The following is an 18,578-nucleotide window of genomic DNA, read 5'->3' as shown; positions in this document are numbered from 1 at the left end:
GCTCGCGCCCTCGCGCTCGATGCCACCCTCAACGGGGCGGATCCAGCTACCGTCCCGCTCCGCCCCGTCGAGACCGCACTCCTGCAGGACTGGCTCCAGCATCTCGCAAACTAGGATGAGCCGGGCACTCGAAGGCCATTTGTCAGACAAGTCCTAATGCGGTCTGTCAAGCCGCTTGGGCAGTGGGTGGTACGGCCTCATAGGGCCGTCTGTCTCGTAGGAGGGCGCGGACCCGCCCGTCCCGTGGGTGGCCCGGCACAACTCTGCCGACGCGAAGGTCGGCAGTGCACGGAGTCACGGTGGTGCCCGTGGCCAGCGGCGGTCAGGCGGTATGTCGCGGCGACGGAAGGCGGGGGCGGGTCATAGCCGTGTGGCCGTGCGGATCAGCCCGGCGAGGGCGAGGGAGCGGCTGTGCGCGGGCCAGGCGATGTGGGTGACGACGGGGGGTGCGTCTGTCAGGGGAACAGCGGTGTGCTCGGCCCATAGCCAGGCGCGGGCGGAATCGGGGAAGACGGCTGCGGTGCGTCCGAGGGCTATCAGCTGGGCCAGCTGTGTCTGGTCGTGGATCTCGGGGCCCGGGCCGGGTGGGTATGTGCCGTGGCGGGACCAGCGGGCGAGCGGAAGGTCGGGGATGTCGCTGACATCGGCCACGGACAGAGCCTTGTGCGCGGCGAGGGGGTGCCCGGCGGGCAGGATGGCGATCTGCCCCTCGGTCATCAGCTCCTCGCTGTCGAAGCCGGCGAGGGAGTTGAACGGCTTGTGCATGAGCGCGACATCAGCCCGGCCGTCGCGCAGCATCTCTTCCTGTTCACACGTGCCGCTCGGCAGCACCTCGATCTCGGCGGCGTCGGGCTCGGCCGCATAGGCGCCGAGGAGCTTATGCAGCAGCTCGTGGGACGCGCCGGCCTTCACCGCCAGCACCAGACGGCTGCGGGGGCCACCCGGACCGTCGGCGCCACCGGCACGACGGGTGCGGCGAGCGGCGGCGGTGGTCGCGTCGAGGGCTGCGCGGCCCTCGTGCAGCAGTACCTCTCCGGCGCCGGTCAGGGAGACGCCGCGGCGGTTGCGTTCCAGCAAAGAGACGCCGAGGCGCCGCTCGAGTTGCTGAATTGCCCGCGACAGCGGTGGCTGAGCCATGCCGAGGCGCTCGGCGGCGCGGCCGAAGTGCAGTTCCTCGGCGACAGCCATGAAGTACCTCAGCTCGCGGGTCTCCAAGTCGTCCACGGCCCCAGCGTACCTGGGTGATACCCACCGGGTATGACAGGACACCGTAGCGGTGTTGGATGCGCCGCTGGTCCGCGAGCGAGCATGAGCGAAACGAAGACCGCGCTGGTGACCGGCGCGAACAAGCAGCCCTCTGCACTGTCCAGCTCGGCAGGAAAGGCACACCGAATGAACACACCCTCCGCGTCACTGCCCGGCGGCACCTGGGCCCTGGGCGATCTGACCGTCACCCGCTTCGGCTACGGCGCCATGCAGCTCGCCGGCCCCGGGGTCATGGGCCCGCCTGCTCACCACGACGGCGCGCTCGCCGTCCTGCGCGAGGCCGCCGGCCTGGGGATCACCCATATCGACACCGCCAGTGCATACGGACCACGTGTGACCAACCAGCTGATCCGTGAAGCGCTGCACCCCTATTCCGAATCGCTGCACATCGTGACCAAGGTCGGCGCGGTCCGTGATCAGCAGGGCGGCTGGCCCCCTGCCCGGCAGCCCGAGGACCTGCGCCGCGGCGTCCACGAGAACCTTCAGGACCTCGGCCTCGATTCGCTCGACGTGGTCAATCTCCGGCTCGGTGACGCTCAGGGGCCCCAGCCCGGCTCGCTCGCCGAGCCCTTCGAGACCCTCGTCGAACTCCAGCAGCAGGGTCTGATCCGGTACCTCGGAGTGAGTAACGCGACGGCGGAACAGGTCGCCGAGGCACAGGCGATCGCACCGATCGTGTGCGTGCAGAACATGTACAACCTCGCTTACCGTCAGGACGACGAGCTGATCGACGAACTCGCCGACAAGGGCGTCGCCTACGTGCCTTTCTTCCCGCTCGGAGGCTTCACCCCGCTGCAGTCCACGGCCCTTTCTGCCGTAGCCACCCGGCTGGATGCGACGCCGATGTCGGTCGCCCTGGCTTGGCTGCTGCGGCGGTCCCCGAACATCCTGCTGATTCCCGGCACCTCGTCGGTGGCGCACCTGCGCCAGAATGTCGCCGGCGCGGGGCTCTCGCTCTCCGACGAGGAGCTTGCCGAGTTGGACAAGATCGGCCGGTAAAAGCAGGACTCAGCTCAGTCGCCAGCAAGACCAAGGGGCCGGTCGCGGTGTGATGCGAGCCTCATCGTTGTCGACCGAAGGGACCTGCGACGCGCTTCGAGGCCACGAAGGTCTCTTTCCTCATCGTGGACCTGACGGGGAAGGCGGTGGCGCGGCTGTCGACCGCCCCTGCGGAGGACGGGCGGAAGGTGGAGCGAATCCCCCTGTTCGGCAGTGTCTACGAGGAGGTGATCCGTACACAGCGGCTGTATCAGGAGGCGACCGGTCAGGGGCAGCGGGTGATCGTGCCGATCACCAACCGGGGGGACGTCATCGGCCTGCTGGAACTGCTCCTGCCGGTCCGTCCCGGCGAGGACGTCCTTGACGAGGTCGGGGAAGCCGCCCACATCCTGGCCTACATCGTGATCGCCAACGGACGCTTCACCGACTTTTACACCTGGGGCAAACGCTCCAGACCACCCGCCCTGGCAGCAGAGATCCAGTACCAGCTGCTGCCCTCGTCGCTGTCGTGCGAGGCCGCGCAGTTCACCCTGTGCGGGTGCCTGAAACCCTCCGAAGACCTCAGCGGCGACGCCTTCGACTACACCCTGGACCGGGACACACTGCACGTGTCGGTGACCGATCCCATGGGCCACGACATCCAGGCCGCCCTGGCCGCCACGCTCCTGGTGAGCGCCCTGCGCGGTGCACGCCGCGCAGGAGCCGGCCTGGCCGAACAGGCCCACCTGGCCGAACAGGCCCACCGGGCCGACCGGGCACTCGTCGACCACGCCCACGGGCACGCAACCGGGCTGCTGCTGCGCAGCAATCTCCACACCGGCAGGCCCAGCTCGTCAACGCCGGGCACCCCTGGCAGGGCACTGTGGAGATGATCACCTGCGAGGTGGACCAGCCCTTCGGGCTGTCCGAGTGACCGCCGCACTCATCATGGTGGCCGTGTTCTCCGGCTTCGTCGGTGCCGGTGAATCCATGATCAAGACGATCGGCTTCGGGCTCGCCATCGCCGTCGCGTTCGACGCGTTCGTCGTCCGCATGGCCTTCGTGCCCGGCCGTCCTCGCGCTGCCAGGCCGGTACGCCTGGTGGCTGCCGAAGCGGCTGGGGCGCATCCTGCCCAAGGTCAGCATCGAGGGCGAGGGCCTGTCCCGGCAGGCCGCAACCGGTCTGCGTTCGGCCAACGCTTCAGCAGACCGGACCGGAACCGAATCCACACGGGTGTCGCCCTCGCACCGGGCCGACAACGAGGCGTTGTCATGGCGCGGCCCGCACCGGTCCCGTTTCCCAGCACCCCGGGCCGGTGCCGAATCCGCACGGCTCTGGGATGAGGGCACCATCTGCACGTACTGGTTGACCGACACTAGCTACAGCCTTACAGTAGTGTCGCGCATCATGAGGAGGAGCGTTTCGACGGCTCATACGCGCACTGACGTTGCATTCCGGGCGCAGGGGGATGTGCCCCTGCATGGTTGGCTGTGTCAGCCCGAGGGGGTTGATTCGGTTCTGGACTCGCTCCCGCTCCCCCGAACCAACACGGCCAAGCCATTGCTCGCCCTAGCAGCCGCTACCGAATATGCGGCTCAGTGCGAACGGCTGTCGGAGTACGGAATTATGTTGACGTTAGGATCAACCTAAGTCGAGGGAGGTCTCGCATGGTGCAGTGGATCGCTACAGAGCGAATTTCCGGACTGGTTCCGGCTCCAGGAGGACTGGCCTTTGTCCAGGACCTCTTGAACTCTTCTTCTGACGGCCTGGTAGGTTCCAGACACACTCACGATGATCTTCTGTCCGACATCGTGTCCGCGCGGAACTGGCTGAATTCGGCGGGAAGGGCGCTGGCCGAGTCCTCGGGACTCGATTTCTCACTGCCCTCGTTGCCTGAGGAAGACCTCCCGGCCCTCAGGGAACTGCGAAGCGAGCTCCGTCTACTCGTTTCCGGGCAAGCAGACGCAGACGCTGATCGATCCGCTCCTCCGTCCCGACTTCGCTCGGCCGCAGTGACAGTAGCGACGACCTCGGGCCCTACGTTCGTCACCCTGCCGAGCGGATATGGCTGGCACTGGGTAGCTTCTGCGGTTCTTGCGGAATCCTTCAATGCACAGAAGGAGGGTACGTGGCGACGGCTAAAAGCATGCCGAAATCCCGCATGCGTAGCCGTGTTCTATGACCGGACACGGAACAACATTGGGGTCTGGCACAGCCTCCGGTCATGTGGCAACCCGGCCAACCTACGCGCCTCGCGGGCCCGCAAGCGGGCGTCCGCGGAAGATCGAGCCATCTGAATTTCCAGGCTTCCGAGCAAATAAAATCGGCATATTCGGCATCCACTGCGTCAGCCCCCAAGGCGCGTACACGCCCGGTTCATTCGGCGACGGCATCACGTCAACCTAACCGTGTGGACATATGGATCGCCGGTCACGCCCTTGGCGTCGGCGCAGTGGCATGAAAGTTCACCGTACGTATCGCATGTCGCTGCATGTCCTAATCGCCGCTCGGCCACCCCGGCCTAATGGTCCGAGGGCGATTTTAAGCGCCTTCACCTCAGCGCCAGGATGAATGACGATCCGGATGCGGGCCAGGTCCAGGACTATTCCACTTGTGGCACCGCACTTTTACCCCTCGTGCGTCTTATCAATCACTGATCCATCTGGCAGGCCTGTCGACTGCGTCACTTTTCCGTTGTTTCGATTCTGGCAGCGTTATCTTCTCGCATAGCCGTAGTAAGTCATCCCCAAAACCATCGATCACTCATCAAAAAGAGGTAGTCATGTCTACAAACAGCGCTCTCGCGTACGAGGTGTTCACCGCCGACCCGATCCCGCTGAACGTTCCTGAACTCGTCCCCAACGGCGACCGGCGGATGTTCTCGCCCCTGTCCATCACGCTCATCCACGGCGAGCGCGACGCCGTACTGGTCGACCCGCCCATGACCACCGTTCAGGGCGAGGCGGTCGCTAAGTGGGTTGAGACCAGCGGTAAAAACCTGACCCACATCTTCGTGACCCACGGTCACGGTGACCACTGGTTCGCCACCAACCTCTTGGCCGAGCGGTTCGGTGCCCAGGTCGTTGCGACGGAGGGCACGATAAAGCAGATGCACCACAACGTGGCGATCCGTCCGGGCTTCTGGGACAAGCTTCTCCCCGGCCAGATCCCCGACTCTCCCGTCACGGCTGTCACTGTGCCCAACAACCGCTTCACGCTCGAAGGCCGTGAGATGGTGATCGTCGAGGTCGGCCACACTGACACCGACGACACCTCCGTCCTGCACGTCCCCGACCTGGATCTCGTGGTCGCCGGCGACGTGATCTACAACGGTGTGCACCAGTTCCTAGTGGAAGCCAAGAACGGCGGCCTGGATGCATGGCGTCGCGCCATCGACACCGTCGAAGCCCTCCAGCCCCGCTGGATTGTCACCGGTCACAAGAACAAGGCACTCGACGACGACGCGACCCGTGCCATCAACGAGACCCGGCAGTATCTCAACGCCGCTGATGAGCTGCTCCCCCAGCACGACAGCGCTCTCAGCTTCTTCAACGCCATGCTCGAGCTGTTCCCCGAGCGCCTTAACCCCGGTGCCCTCTGGAACGGGGCGGTCGCCCTCTACTCCTGAGCTCCTGGTCGCGGACAGCGGCCACGGCAGTGCCATGGTGTTCCGGCTTTGAGGCCGTCTCATCCCGGATCCACCGGCTTGATGTATGTGAACAGCTTCTCCGGAACCGAGGAAGCGCCTTGTGGCCTGCGATGATGGGAGTTCTTCACGCTTCCAGGACAGCAAGGCACTTCCGGGATGCAATCTGCCCGTGCCGTGGCGAGGGTCTCCCACGGTTCGATGATCCGAGTCTGGTCGGGTACGGCGGGCTGGCCCCGGTGGTGCGGTCTGTTCGTCGCGACGGGCCGTATCCGGGTTGAGCTCGAAGACGGAGGCGTGCACGAGCTGGGCCCGCAGGCCGTCGTCTCCCGCCCGGCATCGATGCGCAACCGGTCGACGGTGACGGGCCGCCCCGGGCACGCATGCACGACCGTGCCCAGCGGGGATCCCCGCCCGTCCTCGTCGTGCTCCGTTGACGGACTCTGGAGGAGGGGACCCTCAGGCCCGCGGAGTGAGGCGTTCGGCGTGCAGGGCCGCGGCGACGCCACCGTCCACGAGCAGGTCGGTGCCGGTGCCGAGGAGGAACGCGGCGGCCTCGGTGATGTCGTCGGGGGTACCCAGGCAGCCGGTCCCGGAGGGGTCGATCATGGCGCGCATCATCTGGTCACTCTCGCCGTTGAGTTCTTCCTGGCCCATGGGAGTGGCGATGACATCGGGGCTTGTGGATTTGACGCGGGCGCCGCGTTCCCCCCCAGGCGGCGCTCCCCGCTTGGACCGGAGCCGGTTGCCGTATTTGGCCGGTCCGTAGGCACCCTGCCCTAGCGACTCGGGGCCGGTGAAGGGCAGGTAGTCGGCGGGCGTCAGCAGAGGGCCTGCTCCTGCTCCGCGCTGAGCGGGGCGGCAGCAGATGACCGGCCATGCCGGCGATCACGACACGGCGCCGCCGGGTGCGACGACCCGCGCAGACTCTTCCAGTACCAGCGCAGTGCCGAGCATATCCACTTTCAGGACGGCGGCCGCGGGTGCCTGCATGGGCGAGAGACCGCGATGTGGGCGACCTGGGTGACCGGGCCGAGGTCCTGCGCGGTGTGGGAGAGGGCCGCGACCGAGGAGCGCGAGGAAGCATCCGCCGACTGCGTGACGACATCGTGCCCCTGGCCGCGCAGTTGGTCTGCGGCGAATGCGAGGGTCGCCTCGTTGAGGTCCGCGAGCAGCACCTTTCTGCCGGCGCTCTGACGGTCGGCCATGGCCTGCCCCATTCCGCCCACTCTGATGATGACGACGTCCGCGCTCATGACCACTCCCTATTTCGTATCGTAGTTAACTGATCGTTGCAGTAAGACGGCTTCCCGGCCGCGGACCGACACAGCGATCACCGCCGACGTCGCGGCCTCGCGCGTCCTCGATGCCCTGGACCGGCGGCAGTTCCTGTGTCACCCAGGAGCACGTGGTCAAGCAGGCCACTCAGTACGAAGCGCTTCCTGGTGGATATGTGGTCGAGCGCTTAACGCGCGCCCCCGGACCGACCGGCTCGGGGACACGCGTGATGAGCATCTCCACCGCGAGATCAACGGCGGACTGCAGGTCGTCGGGAGCTGGAACTCCACCAACGACAAGTTCTTCCACGGCCGCGAGAGCGTCCTCACCCGCGCCGACCGCGAGCACGCCGCCATCTCCGGCAATCCAGCCTGGTCCTGATCAACACCCAGCTTCTCCGGGCGGTCCTCCGCGACCCGCAGTGGGCCGGGAAGCTCACCACCGTGGAGCGGCGCGGGCTGTCCCCGCTGTTCTGGTCCCGCATCAACCCGTACGCCGTACGCGAGATTTCATCTGGATATGGACAGCAGACTCGACATCACCAGGAGGTAGGCCTACCTCGCATGACCTGCCTGCCGCTTGTGCCCGCCGCCATGATGCGGCGGCGGGCGCTCTCCATTCGGTAATCCGTCAATCGTCGGCTCAGGCGAGAAGTTCGGTGATGCTGAGGGCGAAGTCCACGTTCCCCACCCCGTGGTTGGCGAGGCCCACCGTGACCACACCCGCTCCTTCCAGCCAGTGCGCCATTTTCAGGCCGCCGACGTCCAGCGGGCGCATCCCGAGGCTCTCGATGAACGCCTCCACACTTGCCTTGGCCTGCGCGTTGTCGCCGGCGAGGAAGACGTCGGGCCGGCCCTTCTCCAGGACATGGCGGAAGACGGTGTTGAACGCCTTCACCACGCTGGCGCCGGCGGGGGCCGCCTTGGCGGCTTCCTGCGCGATCGAGGTCTCCTCGCGGTGGGCCAGCCCGTCGAACGTGGAATTGAAGGGGTTGCTGATGTCGATGATGACCTTGCCCGTGAGGGCGTCTCCGTACTGGGTGACGGCCGCGACGACACCGTCGTACAGCAGAGCCATGATCACGATGTCCCCGGCCGGGGCGGTGCCCCATTCTCCCGTCGTGGCGCGGCCGCCGAGAGCCTTGGCCAGGTCGGCGGCCTTGGACTGATCGCGACCCATGACCTCGACGGTGTTGCCGCCTGCTATCGCCCGCGCGCCGATGGTGCGGGCCATGTTCCCGGTGCCGATGATGCTGATGCTGCTCATGAGATGTCCTGCCCTGGTCGTGTGCTGTCCGGTTCAGAGGGCGGTGGTGCCGCCGTCGGCGACGAGTTCCATGCCGTTGACGTAGCTGGAGTCGTCGGAGGCGAGGAAGAGGGCGGCGGTGGCGATTTCGTCGGGGCGGCCCATCTGGCCGCGGGGGATGAGGGACTCGAACTGGCGCTTGGTGGCCTCGTCGAAGAGTTCTTCCTGCTTGGCGGTGGCGACCTGGCCGGGGGTCAGGACGTTGACGCGGATGCGGCGGTCCTTGAGTTCGTTGAGCCAGATGCGGGCCCAGGCCTGCTGGACGGCCTTGCTGCCGGCGTAGACGCTCCAGCCGGGGAAGGCGCCGAGGGAGGCGTTGGAGCCGGTCATGAGGATGGAGCCGCCGTCGTTGAAGAGCGGGAGGGCCTTCTGGACGGTGAACAGGGTGCCGCGGGCATTGAGCCCGAACCAGGTGTCGAACTGGGCCTCGGTGATCTCGCCGAGCGGGGCAGGCTCGCCGCCGCCGGCGCTGGCCCACAGCACGTCGAGGCTGCCCTTCTCCCGCTTGACGGTGTCGTACAGGCGGTCCAGGTCGTCCAGGTCGGCGGCGTCGCCCTGGACACCGGTGACGTTGCGGCCGATCTGCTTCACGGCCTCGTCCAGGGCCTCTTGGCGGCGGCCGGTGATGAAGACGTGCGCTCCCTCATCGGCGAACAGCTTCGCGCCGGCCAGCGCCATGCCGCTGGTGGCGCCGGTGATGACCGCGACCTTGCCGTCGAGCTTTCCCATAGTCGTTCCCTTTGGGTCGGTGGTGCCGTGCATGCCTGGGACGACGGTGTTATGTACACCGCCCTGTGTGCTTACGATACGGGGCGGGAGGCGGCTGCGCAAACTAAGTACACCGGTCGTTACCCAGCTCGGGTACGATGGACCCATGACGGAGTTGGAGAAGGGCCCCACGGGCCGCCGCCGCGGCCGGGGCGCCCGCGAACGCATCCTCAGCGCGTCCCAGCAGCTCTTCCGCGAGCAGGGCATCAACCGCACCGGCATGGACCAGCTCTGCGCGGCGGCCGAGGTGTCCAAGCGCACGGCCTACCAGCACTTCACCAGCAAGGACGAACTCGTCGCCGAGTACCTGCGCCGGTTCGACCCCTCCGTCCTGTCCGGCGTGTTCGACCGCACCGACCTCACGCCCCGCGAACGGCTCCTCGCCGCCTTCGACGTCCCCCCCACCACCCCCCTGTGCCCCTACATCGCCGCCGCTGTCGAACTCCACGACCCCCAGCACCCCGCGTCCCAGTACGCGCGCGACTACAAGAAAGCCGTCGCCGTGCGGCTCGCCGACACTGCCCGCGAGGCCGGCGCCGCCGACCCTGAACAGCTCGGCGAGCAGCTCGCGCTGCTCATCGACGGCGCCGCGGCCCGCACCCGGGTCCTCGACGCCGACGCCTTCCCCACCGCCGCCGCCATCGCCGCCGTCCTCATCGACAACGCCATCCCCGCCACAGCCGGCGATGACCGGCGACGGGAGGAGGTGCCGAGTTGAGTCGGCACTCCGGCCCTGTCTCGCAGCCGGTAGTGACGGAGGGATGTCAACAAGCTTGCGCAGGGGGTCTTCTCGGACGCAGCTGCCCGCATCACTCGCGGCGGTGACCGCCTCCGCGACGGGGCGGCCGGTGCGGCGCTCGGGGTGTGGGGCCGGTGGATGCGGCCGGTGATGGCGGCGATCTGTGCGACGCGGTCTTCGCGTGGTGCGGCCTCGCGTGCAGTCGACGCCGGTCGTCGGCTGCGGTGGGCGGGTGCAGGGAGTTCGTCGACGTCAGATCGCGAGGAAGCTTGCCGCGTCCCGTTCCCACCTGCGGGTGTCGTCGATGGTCTGGGCAATCTCCAGCTTGGAGCCGGGGATGAGGGGACGCCAGCTCGGCAGCCGTCGAGACGGGGTGTGTGGGGTCATCCGCCCAGGGCAGAATCAGCACCGGCAGGCGCAGCCGGGCCATGAACTCGCGTGGCGGCAGATCCGAATCACCCACCCCGCGCAGGAGCGAGGGCAGCAGGCGTTCGTCGACGTCGTCCGGCAGGGGAGGACCGGGTACACCCTGGCGCGGTGCGGGAACGGGCGCATCGCGCAGCAAGGAGTGCACTGCGGCGGGGCCCTGATCTGCTACGAGTTCGGCCAATGACGCATAGAGCGTTTTCTGGGCCGCCCGGGTGTCCCACGCTGTCGGCGGAGCGGACAGCACGAGTTTCTCGAAGCGGTCGGGAGCGAGAACTGCGGCATGAAGCAGCGTCGCTGCGCCCAGCGACATGCCGATCCCGGCGACCGGCGCCTGTGGCGAGAGCACGTCGATGAGGGCCAGCAGGTCACGGGCAAGGTTCTCGAAGGAGAAGTCCGCCGGCTTCGGCCGCCCTCCGGAACGCCCGTGGCCGCGGGCGTCATAGCGGATCAGGCGGCGCCCTCCTGCAGCGATCGGCTCCCAGTTGTAGGTGCCGACGGCCTCCGGGGTCAGGCTGCTGCTGCAGAGGGGATGGGCCCAGACGGCGATCGGGCCGCTGTCGGCTTCCGTCCAGGCCAGGACAGTGCCGCGGATCGCAGTCTCGTTCCAGCGACGCCCGGTCGATTCACGTTCGATGTTCATGCTCCAAACATCTGCCCCGGCAGCGGCCCGTGGCAGACCGGGCCTCTCGCGGGGAGAGGCTCTCCCCGGCAAGGTCTGATGCAGGATGGGGCATGGACGGAGAGCAACTGGCGGATTTCCTGCGCGCACGACGCGCAGCCGTCCGACCGCCGGATGCCGCGACCGGTGGCATGCGGGGGGGTCTCGGGGCTGCGGCACGAGGAGGTGGCCGAGCTCGCCGGGATCTCCGTCGACTACTACACGCGTCTCGAACAGAACCGCACGAGCAGGCCGTCGGCGAAGGGCGTCGCCGCGCCGGCTGCCGCACTCGACATGTCCCCAGCGCAGCGCGCCCACCTGTTCCGGCTGGGACCAGCGGCCTTGCACTCCAACGTCAGCGCAAAGCCCTGAGTCGTCGGTGGGGTCTGCTGCACGATCGGGTGACATCTGAACTGGCTTGCCCTGTGGGGCGGGTGGGAAGGTCGCTGTGCCCAAGTCCTATCCGGAAGAGTTCCGCCAGGACGTGGTGCGGGTCGCGTGGAACCGTGGCCCCGGTGTGGTCGAGCAGGTGGCCACCGACTTCGGGGTCCACCCGATGACGTTGTGGAAATGGATGCGCCGGGCGGATGTCGACGCCGGGTCGGGGCCCGGGGTGAAGAGCCGAGAGAGCGCGGAACTACGGGAAGCGGGTCGGCGGATCAGGCTGCTGGAGCAGGAGAACCAGGTCCTGCTCCGGGCCGCGGCCTACCTGTCGCAGGCGCATCTGCCGGGAAAAGGATCTACCCGCTCGTGAAAGAGCCGGCCGCGGACGGGATGCCCGTCACGGTGACGTGCCGGGTGCTGAAGCTCGCCAGACAGCCCCACCAGCGTTGGCTCGACAAGCCGGTGGCCGACGCCGCGCTGGAGGAGGCTCACCGCGCGAATGCGCTGTTCAACGCCCACCGCGAGGAACCGGAGTTCGGCTGCCGCTTGGCGGACGAAGCCCGCAGCTCGGGAGCCGCGACGGCTCCCTCTTCCCCACGACCAGACCAACGACCACCCAAGCCGAAAGCCACATGATCAACGACTTCTGTGAGGACCTCTAAGCGACCGTGAGCACGACCTTGCCCCGGATGTGCGCCCGGGCGACGCGCTCGTGCGCCGCCCGGGCTTCCGCGAGCGGGAACGTGCTGTCGACCGCGACGCGAATCTTTCCTGCGTCGACCAGGCTCTGCAGTTCGGCGAGCTGCGCGCCGCTCGAGCGGACCGACACGGCCGTGACCGTGACACCCAGTCTTGCGTTCTCCTCGTCGTCGAACTGGCCGAAGTACACCGGGTAGAGGGACCCGCCGCGCTTGAGGGTGCGCAGGAAGCGCCTGCTGCCGGGACCGCCGACGGTGTCCAGGACCAGGTCGACGTCACGGACGACCTCCTCGGGCCGCTCCTTGGTGTAGTCGATGAACTCGTCGGCGCCGAGCTCGCGCAGAAACGTCTCGTGGACGCCGGAGGCCACTGCGATGACACGGGCCCCCTTCCACTTGGCCAGCTGGAGAGCGAGGTGTCCCACGCCACCGGCAGCGCCGTTGATGAGCACCGTGCTCTTGCTGTCGAGTGCCATAGGACGGTGCTGGGCCTCCTGGAACGGCGAGGGAAAATCGTGCCCCAGCTCGATCAGGAACTGCCACGCGGTCAACCCCGACATGACCAGGGCGGCAGCGCGCACGTGGTCGAGGCCGGTCAGCTTGCGGGCGAGGTCGGACGCCGGCGCGGTGACGTACTCGGCGTACGCGCCGCCTTGGAGAAGGGTGGGGAAGCGCAGAAGACCGATCACCTCGTCTCCGACCGCGAAGCCGTTGACGTCCGGACCGACGGCTTCCACGACGCCTGAGACGTCGGTCCCCGGAATCAGGGGGAGCTGAAACTCGGGCCTGATCTCGGGGGGTATGTCGGGCATCCCCTCGCGTGCATACCGGTCCGGAGGGTTGATGCCGGCCGCGTGCACGCGCACGAGCACCTCACCCGGCCCTGGCACGGGAACCGGCACCTCCTCGTGCCGCAGCACCTCAGGGCCGCCGTACTCGTGCAGCCGGATCGCTTTCATGGTCTTTTTCGGCACAGCGCTCTTCCTGCGTCTCTCGTGGGGACTAAGAAATGGATCAGCGATCCGTTTTTCCGAACCACTGATCCGAATATATGGACCACTGATCCGGATAGTCAAGAGGGGCAGTCCCGGGCCGACGTCGGGGGGGACCGCAACCAGCTGTTCGCCGCAGCGGGCACCGCCATCAGCGGGCAAGGCATCGACGATCACGGCGCGACATCGCATACAGGACCGACCCCGGCCTCACGAGGCTGCCCCAACTCGCCACGAGCGGCCCTTACTTCGAGGGTCCCAGGCTTGGCGCGAACAGGATTCCGACGACCGCGAGTTGCGGCCGGGCCCGACAGAGAACGGCACCGTCGACCCTGCAGACGAAACCGTCTCGCTCGCGAACCGGGCTCCCGGAGCGGGCCGCGACCGCAGCGAAGCGGCTGACGACAGCGGCGCGCACGAACGGTTCAAGACACGGGACGACCTCCCCGCTCCCCGCTTCTCGCCGGGCCCGAGACGACTCAGCGGCTACCGCGAGCCGACGGGACCCTGAAGAGGCGGCCGGTGCACGGTGCGAGTGAGCACTGAACGCCGAGTCGGGCGAAGCGCCACGGCAGTGGGAGCAGGCCAGCGCCATCAATCGCCGCACCGGCCGAACCCCAGGCGCGGGTGAGGAGTCACACACCGGCCTGACCACACGAGGAGGGGAGTGCGGATTCGACGCCCTCGATGACGCCTCAAACGTCAGGAGAGCGCCGCAGCAGCGCAGCCACCCCGGCTTCCACCCAACGCGCGATCCCGGGCAGTGACACACCGACGCCCGGCTCACGCGTCAGCCCACATCTCCTCCCCCTTGACTATCCGGATCGATGGTCCATATATTCGGATCAGTGGTCCGGATAAACGGACTATTTGTTCAGGTAGGACCATAGCGGATCGCCCACTCCCCCTTCGGCGTCACGCCGTCCACCGCAGCAGCCGGAGGCAACGAAGCCCGGCCGCGACCACCACCTGTTGAACCGGTGACGCATTGGGCGTAATCCACCGACTCAAGAAACAAGGACACCCCCCATGGAATTGAAGCTCGAAGTGATCGTGCTGCCCGTCTCCGACGTCGACCGGGCCAAGGCCTTCTACGAGAAGGCCGGATTCCGCCTGGACGTCGACTACAAGGCCAGCGATGACGTCCGGGTGGCGCACTTCACGCCGCCCGGTTCCGAGTGCTCGATCCTCTTCGGCGAGGGGATGACCCCCCTCGCACCCGGCTCGTTCCAGGGCCTGTACCTCATCGTCTCCGACATCGAGGCGGCCCGGGCGGAGCTCACCGGCCGCGGCATCGACGTCAGCGAGATCTTCCACGACGCAGGCGGCCTCTTCCACGGCCACGAGGACGGGGACGTCACCCACCATCGCCCCGGCCAGGAGCGACTGGCCGGCCTGCACCCCGAGCGCGCCTCCTACGGCTCCTTCGCCACTTTCAGCGACCCGGACGGCAACGGCTGGGTGCTCCAGGAAGTCTCTGAGCGCCTCCCCGGCCGCTGACCTCCCCCACAAACCGCCAAACCACCGTCCAAGGCCGCAACGGGCCGGGCCCGGCCCGCACGACAGCCAGTCCGGAGCAGCGTCTCTCGCGGTCCAGACCGAGGACCGGCACCAACAAACCGCCGGGCGAGCGCACAGGCAGGTGCTCTCCGCCGCCCGGCAGTCCGGCTGCCACGGCGATGCGCCGGCCGCCACGGCCGCCCCAGCCCGTGACCGGCCCCGTGCGGTGCGGCGGCCCCGACGCCGGCCCCGGCGCCGTCCGGCGGCTGGCGGCTGGCAGCTGGCAGCTGGCAGCTGGCGACGGCAACGGCAACGGCAACGGCAACGGCGAACAGGCCCGGGAAGAGGCCGCAGCCGTTGAGAGCTCGGCCCAGGCAGGCACCCAACTCGGAACAAACCCGTGAGGAACACAGCAGTGACGAACACAGCAGTGACGACCCAGACGACCCGCACCTACGACGTGATCGTCATCGGCGCAGGCCCGGTCGGCGAGAACGTGGCCGAACGCGTCCGCGCCGCCGGGCTCAGCACCGTGATCATCGAGCGCGACCTCATCGGTGGTGAGTGCTCCTTCTGGGCCTGCGACCCCAGCAAGGCGCTGCTGCGGCCGGTGGTGGCACGGGCCGACGCGAGCCGCGTGCCCGGAATCGACCCGGCGGTGGCCGGACCGCTGGACGTCGAGGCGGTCCTGGCCCACCGCGACAAGATGTCCTCGTACTGGAAGGACGAGGACCAAGCCGACTGGCTGAACTCCGCCGGCGTCGACCTCATCCGCGGTCACGGCCGTCTCGCCGGCCCCAAGCAGGTGGCCGTGCAGACCTCTGAAGGCGACACCGTCCACCTGACCGCCCGACACGCCGTCGCCGTCTCCACCGGCACCCGCGCCGCCCTGCCTCCCATCCCCGGACACGACACCGTCCGCCCCTGGACCAGCCGCGAGGCCACCACCGCCACCAAGGCACCCGGCCGCCTCGCCATCGTCGGAGGCGGCGTCGTCGCCGTCGAGATGGCCACCGCCTGGCAGGCCCTCGGCTCCCAGGTCACCATGCTCGTCCTCGAGAACGGGCTCCTGGAGCGTATGGAACCGTTCGCCGGGGACCTGGTCACCGAGGGGCTGCGTGAAGCGGGCGTCGACATCCGCTTCAACACGACCGCCACCTCCATGACACGCGAGGACGGCGAAGTACGGATCACCCTGTCCGACGGCGGACGGCTGGCCGCGGACGAGATCCTGCTGGCGACCGGCCGCGCCCCGCAGACCCGCGACCTCGGCCTGGAAAGCATCGGACTCACCCCCGGCGACTGGCTCACCGTCGACGACACCTTCCGTGTCACCGGCGTCGACGGCGGCTGGCTCTACGCCGTCGGCGACGTCAACCGCCGTGCCCTGCTGACGCACCAGGGGAAGTACCAGGCCCGCATCGCCGGCGCCGTCATCGGCGCCCGCGCCAACGGCGAGCACGTCGACGACACTCCCTGGGGCGCGCACGCCGCCACCGCCGACACGGCCGCCGTCCCGCAAGTCGTCTTCACCACCCCCGAAGTCGCCTCCGTCGGCCTGACCAGCCGCGAAATCGAACACAGCGGCCGCCGCATCAAGGTCGTCGACTACGACCTGGCCCACGTCGCCGGTGCCCACCAATACGGCGAGGACTACCGCGGCCACGCCCGCATGCTCATCGACACCGACCGGGGCACCGTCGCCGGCGTCACCTTCGCCGGCCCCGGCGTCGGAGAACTCATCCACTCCGCCACCATCGCCATCGTCGGCGAAATCCCACTCGACCGGCTCTGGCACGCGGTCCCCGCCTTCCCCACCCTCAGCGAGATCTGGCTGCGACTGCTGGAGACACACCGCGCCTGAACAGGGCCCCACCGGGTCACGCAGGGCAGCCCTTGCCGCGCCCGGCGCCCCGGCCGCCCGCAGGGAACAGACCTCCGCGGCCCCTCATATCGGGGGCAACAGCCAGCCCCCTCCATCGCCTCCTGAGGGCCTACTCAAGGCACAGTCAGACCCTCTGACAGAGGGCGCACACTAAGGAAAAAGACCATGAATCACGCATTTGGACGACGAGCCACCACCATGGCCGGCACTCTCGCTGTCGCAGCAGCCGCCCTGCTGGCAGTAGGCGGCACCGCAACGGCAATGTCCGACCCGTCCGCCGACCGCACCGCGGACACCTCTCGCTCCTCCAGCCTCAGCGTCCAGTACGGCGACAGTCGCGGAGACGACCGCGAGAACAGCAACCGTCGCGTCGACCTGTATGCCTACGACAACCACCGCACGCGGGAGCGGAACCAAAACACGTGGCACCGCAACAGCAACGGCGGCCAGCAGTACTCCTACGACAGCCGGCAGTTCCCCCGCTCGAACGCCGAAAAGCGCGACACCGTGAGCGCCAAGGCGCACGAGCTCAACGACCACACCTCCCACTGGCCCTCGGAGATATGCGCACACGCCCGGACACGTGCCAACACCGACATGAGGGTGCGGTCGCACCGGCCTCAGCCGCCGTGGTGCGCCCGCCAGTCCGCGAACACACAGCCGGCATCATGAGCAATCGCTCGATCAACCTCTGTACACCGAGCCCACGCTCACGCGGACCAGCGCGTGACGGCGCCGAACCGTCCCCGCGCGAACCCCGACGGCCCCCATGCCCTGCACATCGCCTTCGATGCCGACACCGACGCACCGGCCACCCGGGCATTCGGGCGTGATCTGCCGCGGGTGAGTCGTAGTCGCACATCCTTTGTCCACCCGTGTCCACTCGGCCGGAGTGTGCCTTGCGCCAGACCGGATGCCGTGCGGCGTGTCGCACTGCCTTCTCCGCAAGGCCGCCCACCTCACGGCCTCCCTCTCAGTGCCGGCACAGCGGCTGGAGCACAGCCACCACCTGGCGTCGTCCGGGCGGGAAGGTGACGGCCGGCCGCCGGGCAGATGCCACTCGCCTCACCGCCCGCCACCCGTGTCACCAACTGTCCGGAAGGACATCTTCCGGCGCGCCGCGAACACCCTCGCCTGCGCCTGGAAGGACCGTCCCCGGCAGGGACCGACCGCACGGTGCACTCCGCGTCGATGAGGCATGAGCACGGACCGCGGTGACGGCCACGGGGAGCGGCTCGCCCCTGCCCGAACAGCGCGCTACGCTTATCCGGATCAGTGGTCCATGTAATCGGACCACTGACCCGATTACATGGACCACTGATCCGGATATTCGAGGGGGACAGACAGATGCGGGTCGATGCCAGGAAGAACCGCGACCACCTGCTCGCAGTAGCGGGCGCCGCCATCAGGGAGCAGGGCGTCGACGTGTCCCTGCGCGACATCGCGCGCAGGGCCAATGTCGGTCTCGCCACACTGCTGCGTCACTTTCCCACGCGCGAGGCGCTCCTCGACGCCCTGCTCCACACGAGCTTCGGCGAGCTGACCGCCAAGGCGGACGCCCTCGAGACCGACGACTCGCCCGGCGATGCCCTCGTGTCGTGGCTGCGCGAATGCGTCGGCTGGACCACCGAATACCGGGGTGCGGTCGTGTTGATGGCTGCCGCCATCGCGGACCCCGACTCCGCACTTCACGCTTCGTGCGTCACCCTGCGCGCGGCCGGCACCCGGCTCCTTGTGCGCGCCCAGGCCGCGGGCGTGGCGCGGACCGACATCGACGGCGAGGACCTGTTCGCGCTCGTGGAAGCCCTCGCCTGGATCGGCGACCAGCGCTCGCTCGCACCCCGCGCCGACCACATCTTCGACGTGGTCTCCGGCGCCCTCCTGACCACCAGGGCGAACAGCAACGCCGAAGGAAGCACCCCCAGCTGAAATCGCCCCGCACGCGGACCGGCGAACTCACACCTGCCAGGACCCGCCCACCAGCCCGAAGTCCTCGACGGGCTGGAGTAGTACCGGCCGCTTGGGTCGAACCGCACGCTGAGCCGATCGGT

19 protein-coding genes and 1 pseudogene are annotated in these 18,578 nt (G+C 68.3%); 13 read left to right on the top strand and 7 right to left on the bottom strand.

What is annotated here, in order from left to right; all coding sequences use genetic code 11:
- Positions 1 to 360: 360 nt before the first annotated feature.
- Positions 361 to 1,224 (bottom strand): LysR family transcriptional regulator, encoded by an 864-nt coding sequence (locus ACFXI4_RS20745; protein WP_384992847.1) that lies wholly within the window; start codon positions 1,222 to 1,224, stop codon positions 361 to 363.
- 168 nt (positions 1,225 to 1,392) lie between these two features.
- On the opposite strand from ACFXI4_RS20745, the gene ACFXI4_RS20740 reads away from it, so the two are divergent.
- From ACFXI4_RS20740 to ACFXI4_RS20720, 5 genes and pseudogenes are all read left to right on the top strand, one after another.
- Complete coding sequence (locus ACFXI4_RS20740) at positions 1,393 to 2,265, top strand: aldo/keto reductase family oxidoreductase (RefSeq protein ID WP_384992892.1); 873 nt, start codon at positions 1,393 to 1,395, stop codon at positions 2,263 to 2,265.
- A gap of 188 nt (positions 2,266 to 2,453) precedes the next feature.
- Positions 2,454 to 3,137, top strand: coding sequence for a PP2C family protein-serine/threonine phosphatase (locus ACFXI4_RS20735; protein WP_384992889.1), 684 nt, complete (start codon positions 2,454 to 2,456; stop codon positions 3,135 to 3,137).
- Between the two features lie 28 nt (positions 3,138 to 3,165).
- A pseudogene (locus ACFXI4_RS20730) lies at positions 3,166 to 3,409 on the top strand (MMPL family transporter); the annotation flags it as partial.
- A gap of 503 nt (positions 3,410 to 3,912) precedes the next feature.
- Entirely contained in the window at positions 3,913 to 4,542 is a 630-nt protein-coding gene (locus tag ACFXI4_RS20725; protein WP_384992844.1) for a CGNR zinc finger domain-containing protein, read from the top strand.
- Between the two features lie 515 nt (positions 4,543 to 5,057).
- Positions 5,058 to 5,873: an MBL fold metallo-hydrolase gene (locus ACFXI4_RS20720; protein WP_384992841.1), complete on the top strand. Its 816-nt coding sequence runs from the start codon at positions 5,058 to 5,060 to the stop codon at positions 5,871 to 5,873.
- Positions 5,874 to 6,350: 477 nt separating this feature from the next.
- Here ACFXI4_RS20720 and ACFXI4_RS20715 read toward each other — a convergent pair whose 3' ends face one another.
- From ACFXI4_RS20715 to ACFXI4_RS20700, 4 genes are all read right to left on the bottom strand, one after another.
- Positions 6,351 to 6,698: an SDR family oxidoreductase gene (locus ACFXI4_RS20715; protein WP_384992885.1), complete on the bottom strand. Its 348-nt coding sequence runs from the start codon at positions 6,696 to 6,698 to the stop codon at positions 6,351 to 6,353.
- Positions 6,699 to 6,856: 158 nt separating this feature from the next.
- Positions 6,857 to 7,147 carry a hypothetical protein gene (locus ACFXI4_RS20710; RefSeq protein WP_384992839.1) on the bottom strand — a complete coding sequence of 97 codons (291 nt, stop codon included), beginning with the start codon at positions 7,145 to 7,147 and terminating at the stop codon, positions 6,857 to 6,859.
- A gap of 664 nt (positions 7,148 to 7,811) precedes the next feature.
- Positions 7,812 to 8,435 carry an NADPH-dependent F420 reductase gene (locus tag ACFXI4_RS20705; protein WP_384992836.1) on the bottom strand — a complete coding sequence of 208 codons (624 nt, stop codon included), beginning with the start codon at positions 8,433 to 8,435 and terminating at the stop codon, positions 7,812 to 7,814.
- 33 nt (positions 8,436 to 8,468) lie between these two features.
- Positions 8,469 to 9,203 carry an SDR family NAD(P)-dependent oxidoreductase gene (locus ACFXI4_RS20700; protein ID WP_384992833.1) on the bottom strand — a complete coding sequence of 245 codons (735 nt, stop codon included), beginning with the start codon at positions 9,201 to 9,203 and terminating at the stop codon, positions 8,469 to 8,471.
- 145 nt (positions 9,204 to 9,348) lie between these two features.
- On the opposite strand from ACFXI4_RS20700, the gene ACFXI4_RS20695 reads away from it, so the two are divergent.
- The gene (locus ACFXI4_RS20695; RefSeq protein ID WP_384992830.1) at positions 9,349 to 9,960 is read left to right on the top strand and encodes a TetR/AcrR family transcriptional regulator; all 612 of its coding nucleotides are present in this window, start codon (positions 9,349 to 9,351) and stop codon (positions 9,958 to 9,960) included.
- A 91-nt stretch (positions 9,961 to 10,051) separates the two neighbouring features.
- Here ACFXI4_RS20695 and ACFXI4_RS20690 read toward each other — a convergent pair whose 3' ends face one another.
- The gene (locus ACFXI4_RS20690; RefSeq protein ID WP_384992828.1) at positions 10,052 to 11,050 is read right to left on the bottom strand and encodes an alpha/beta fold hydrolase; all 999 of its coding nucleotides are present in this window, start codon (positions 11,048 to 11,050) and stop codon (positions 10,052 to 10,054) included.
- Positions 11,051 to 11,128: 78 nt separating this feature from the next.
- Here ACFXI4_RS20690 and ACFXI4_RS20685 point away from each other — a divergent pair, with 78 nt between their 5' ends.
- The 3 genes from ACFXI4_RS20685 to ACFXI4_RS20675 all read left to right on the top strand — a co-directional run bounded on the left by ACFXI4_RS20685 (position 11,129) and on the right by ACFXI4_RS20675 (position 12,088).
- On the top strand, positions 11,129 to 11,440 hold the full coding sequence (locus tag ACFXI4_RS20685; RefSeq protein WP_384992825.1) for a helix-turn-helix domain-containing protein: 312 nt from the start codon (positions 11,129 to 11,131) through the stop codon (positions 11,438 to 11,440).
- Positions 11,441 to 11,516: 76 nt separating this feature from the next.
- Positions 11,517 to 11,822, top strand: a complete 306-nt coding sequence (locus tag ACFXI4_RS20680; RefSeq protein WP_384992822.1) for a transposase — start codon at positions 11,517 to 11,519, stop codon at positions 11,820 to 11,822.
- The gene (locus tag ACFXI4_RS20675) at positions 11,819 to 12,088 is read left to right on the top strand and encodes a hypothetical protein (protein WP_384992820.1); all 270 of its coding nucleotides are present in this window, start codon (positions 11,819 to 11,821) and stop codon (positions 12,086 to 12,088) included. Before ACFXI4_RS20680 ends, ACFXI4_RS20675 begins: the two co-directional genes overlap by 4 nt.
- 22 nt (positions 12,089 to 12,110) lie before the next feature.
- Here ACFXI4_RS20675 and ACFXI4_RS20670 read toward each other — a convergent pair whose 3' ends face one another.
- On the bottom strand, positions 12,111 to 13,109 hold the full coding sequence (locus ACFXI4_RS20670) for an NADP-dependent oxidoreductase (protein ID WP_384992882.1): 999 nt from the start codon (positions 13,107 to 13,109) through the stop codon (positions 12,111 to 12,113).
- Between the two features lie 1,062 nt (positions 13,110 to 14,171).
- On the opposite strand from ACFXI4_RS20670, the gene ACFXI4_RS20665 reads away from it, so the two are divergent.
- The 4 genes from ACFXI4_RS20665 (at position 14,172) to ACFXI4_RS20650 (ending at position 18,456) form a co-directional block, all read left to right on the top strand.
- Positions 14,172 to 14,642 (top strand): VOC family protein, encoded by a 471-nt coding sequence (locus ACFXI4_RS20665; protein ID WP_384992817.1) that lies wholly within the window; start codon positions 14,172 to 14,174, stop codon positions 14,640 to 14,642.
- Positions 14,643 to 15,072: 430 nt separating this feature from the next.
- The gene (locus tag ACFXI4_RS20660; RefSeq protein ID WP_384992880.1) at positions 15,073 to 16,506 is read left to right on the top strand and encodes a dihydrolipoyl dehydrogenase family protein; all 1,434 of its coding nucleotides are present in this window, start codon (positions 15,073 to 15,075) and stop codon (positions 16,504 to 16,506) included.
- 186 nt (positions 16,507 to 16,692) lie between these two features.
- The gene (locus ACFXI4_RS20655) at positions 16,693 to 17,199 is read left to right on the top strand and encodes a hypothetical protein (RefSeq protein ID WP_384992815.1); all 507 of its coding nucleotides are present in this window, start codon (positions 16,693 to 16,695) and stop codon (positions 17,197 to 17,199) included.
- 675 nt (positions 17,200 to 17,874) lie between these two features.
- On the top strand, positions 17,875 to 18,456 hold the full coding sequence (locus ACFXI4_RS20650; protein WP_384992812.1) for a TetR/AcrR family transcriptional regulator: 582 nt from the start codon (positions 17,875 to 17,877) through the stop codon (positions 18,454 to 18,456).
- Positions 18,457 to 18,578 lie beyond the last annotated feature (122 nt).

It is taken from the genome of Streptomyces sp. NPDC059224, from assembly GCF_042754285.1.
Taxonomy (GTDB): Bacteria; Actinomycetota; Actinomycetes; order Streptomycetales; family Streptomycetaceae; genus Streptomyces.
This window is presented reverse-complemented; position numbering and strand designations above follow the sequence as displayed.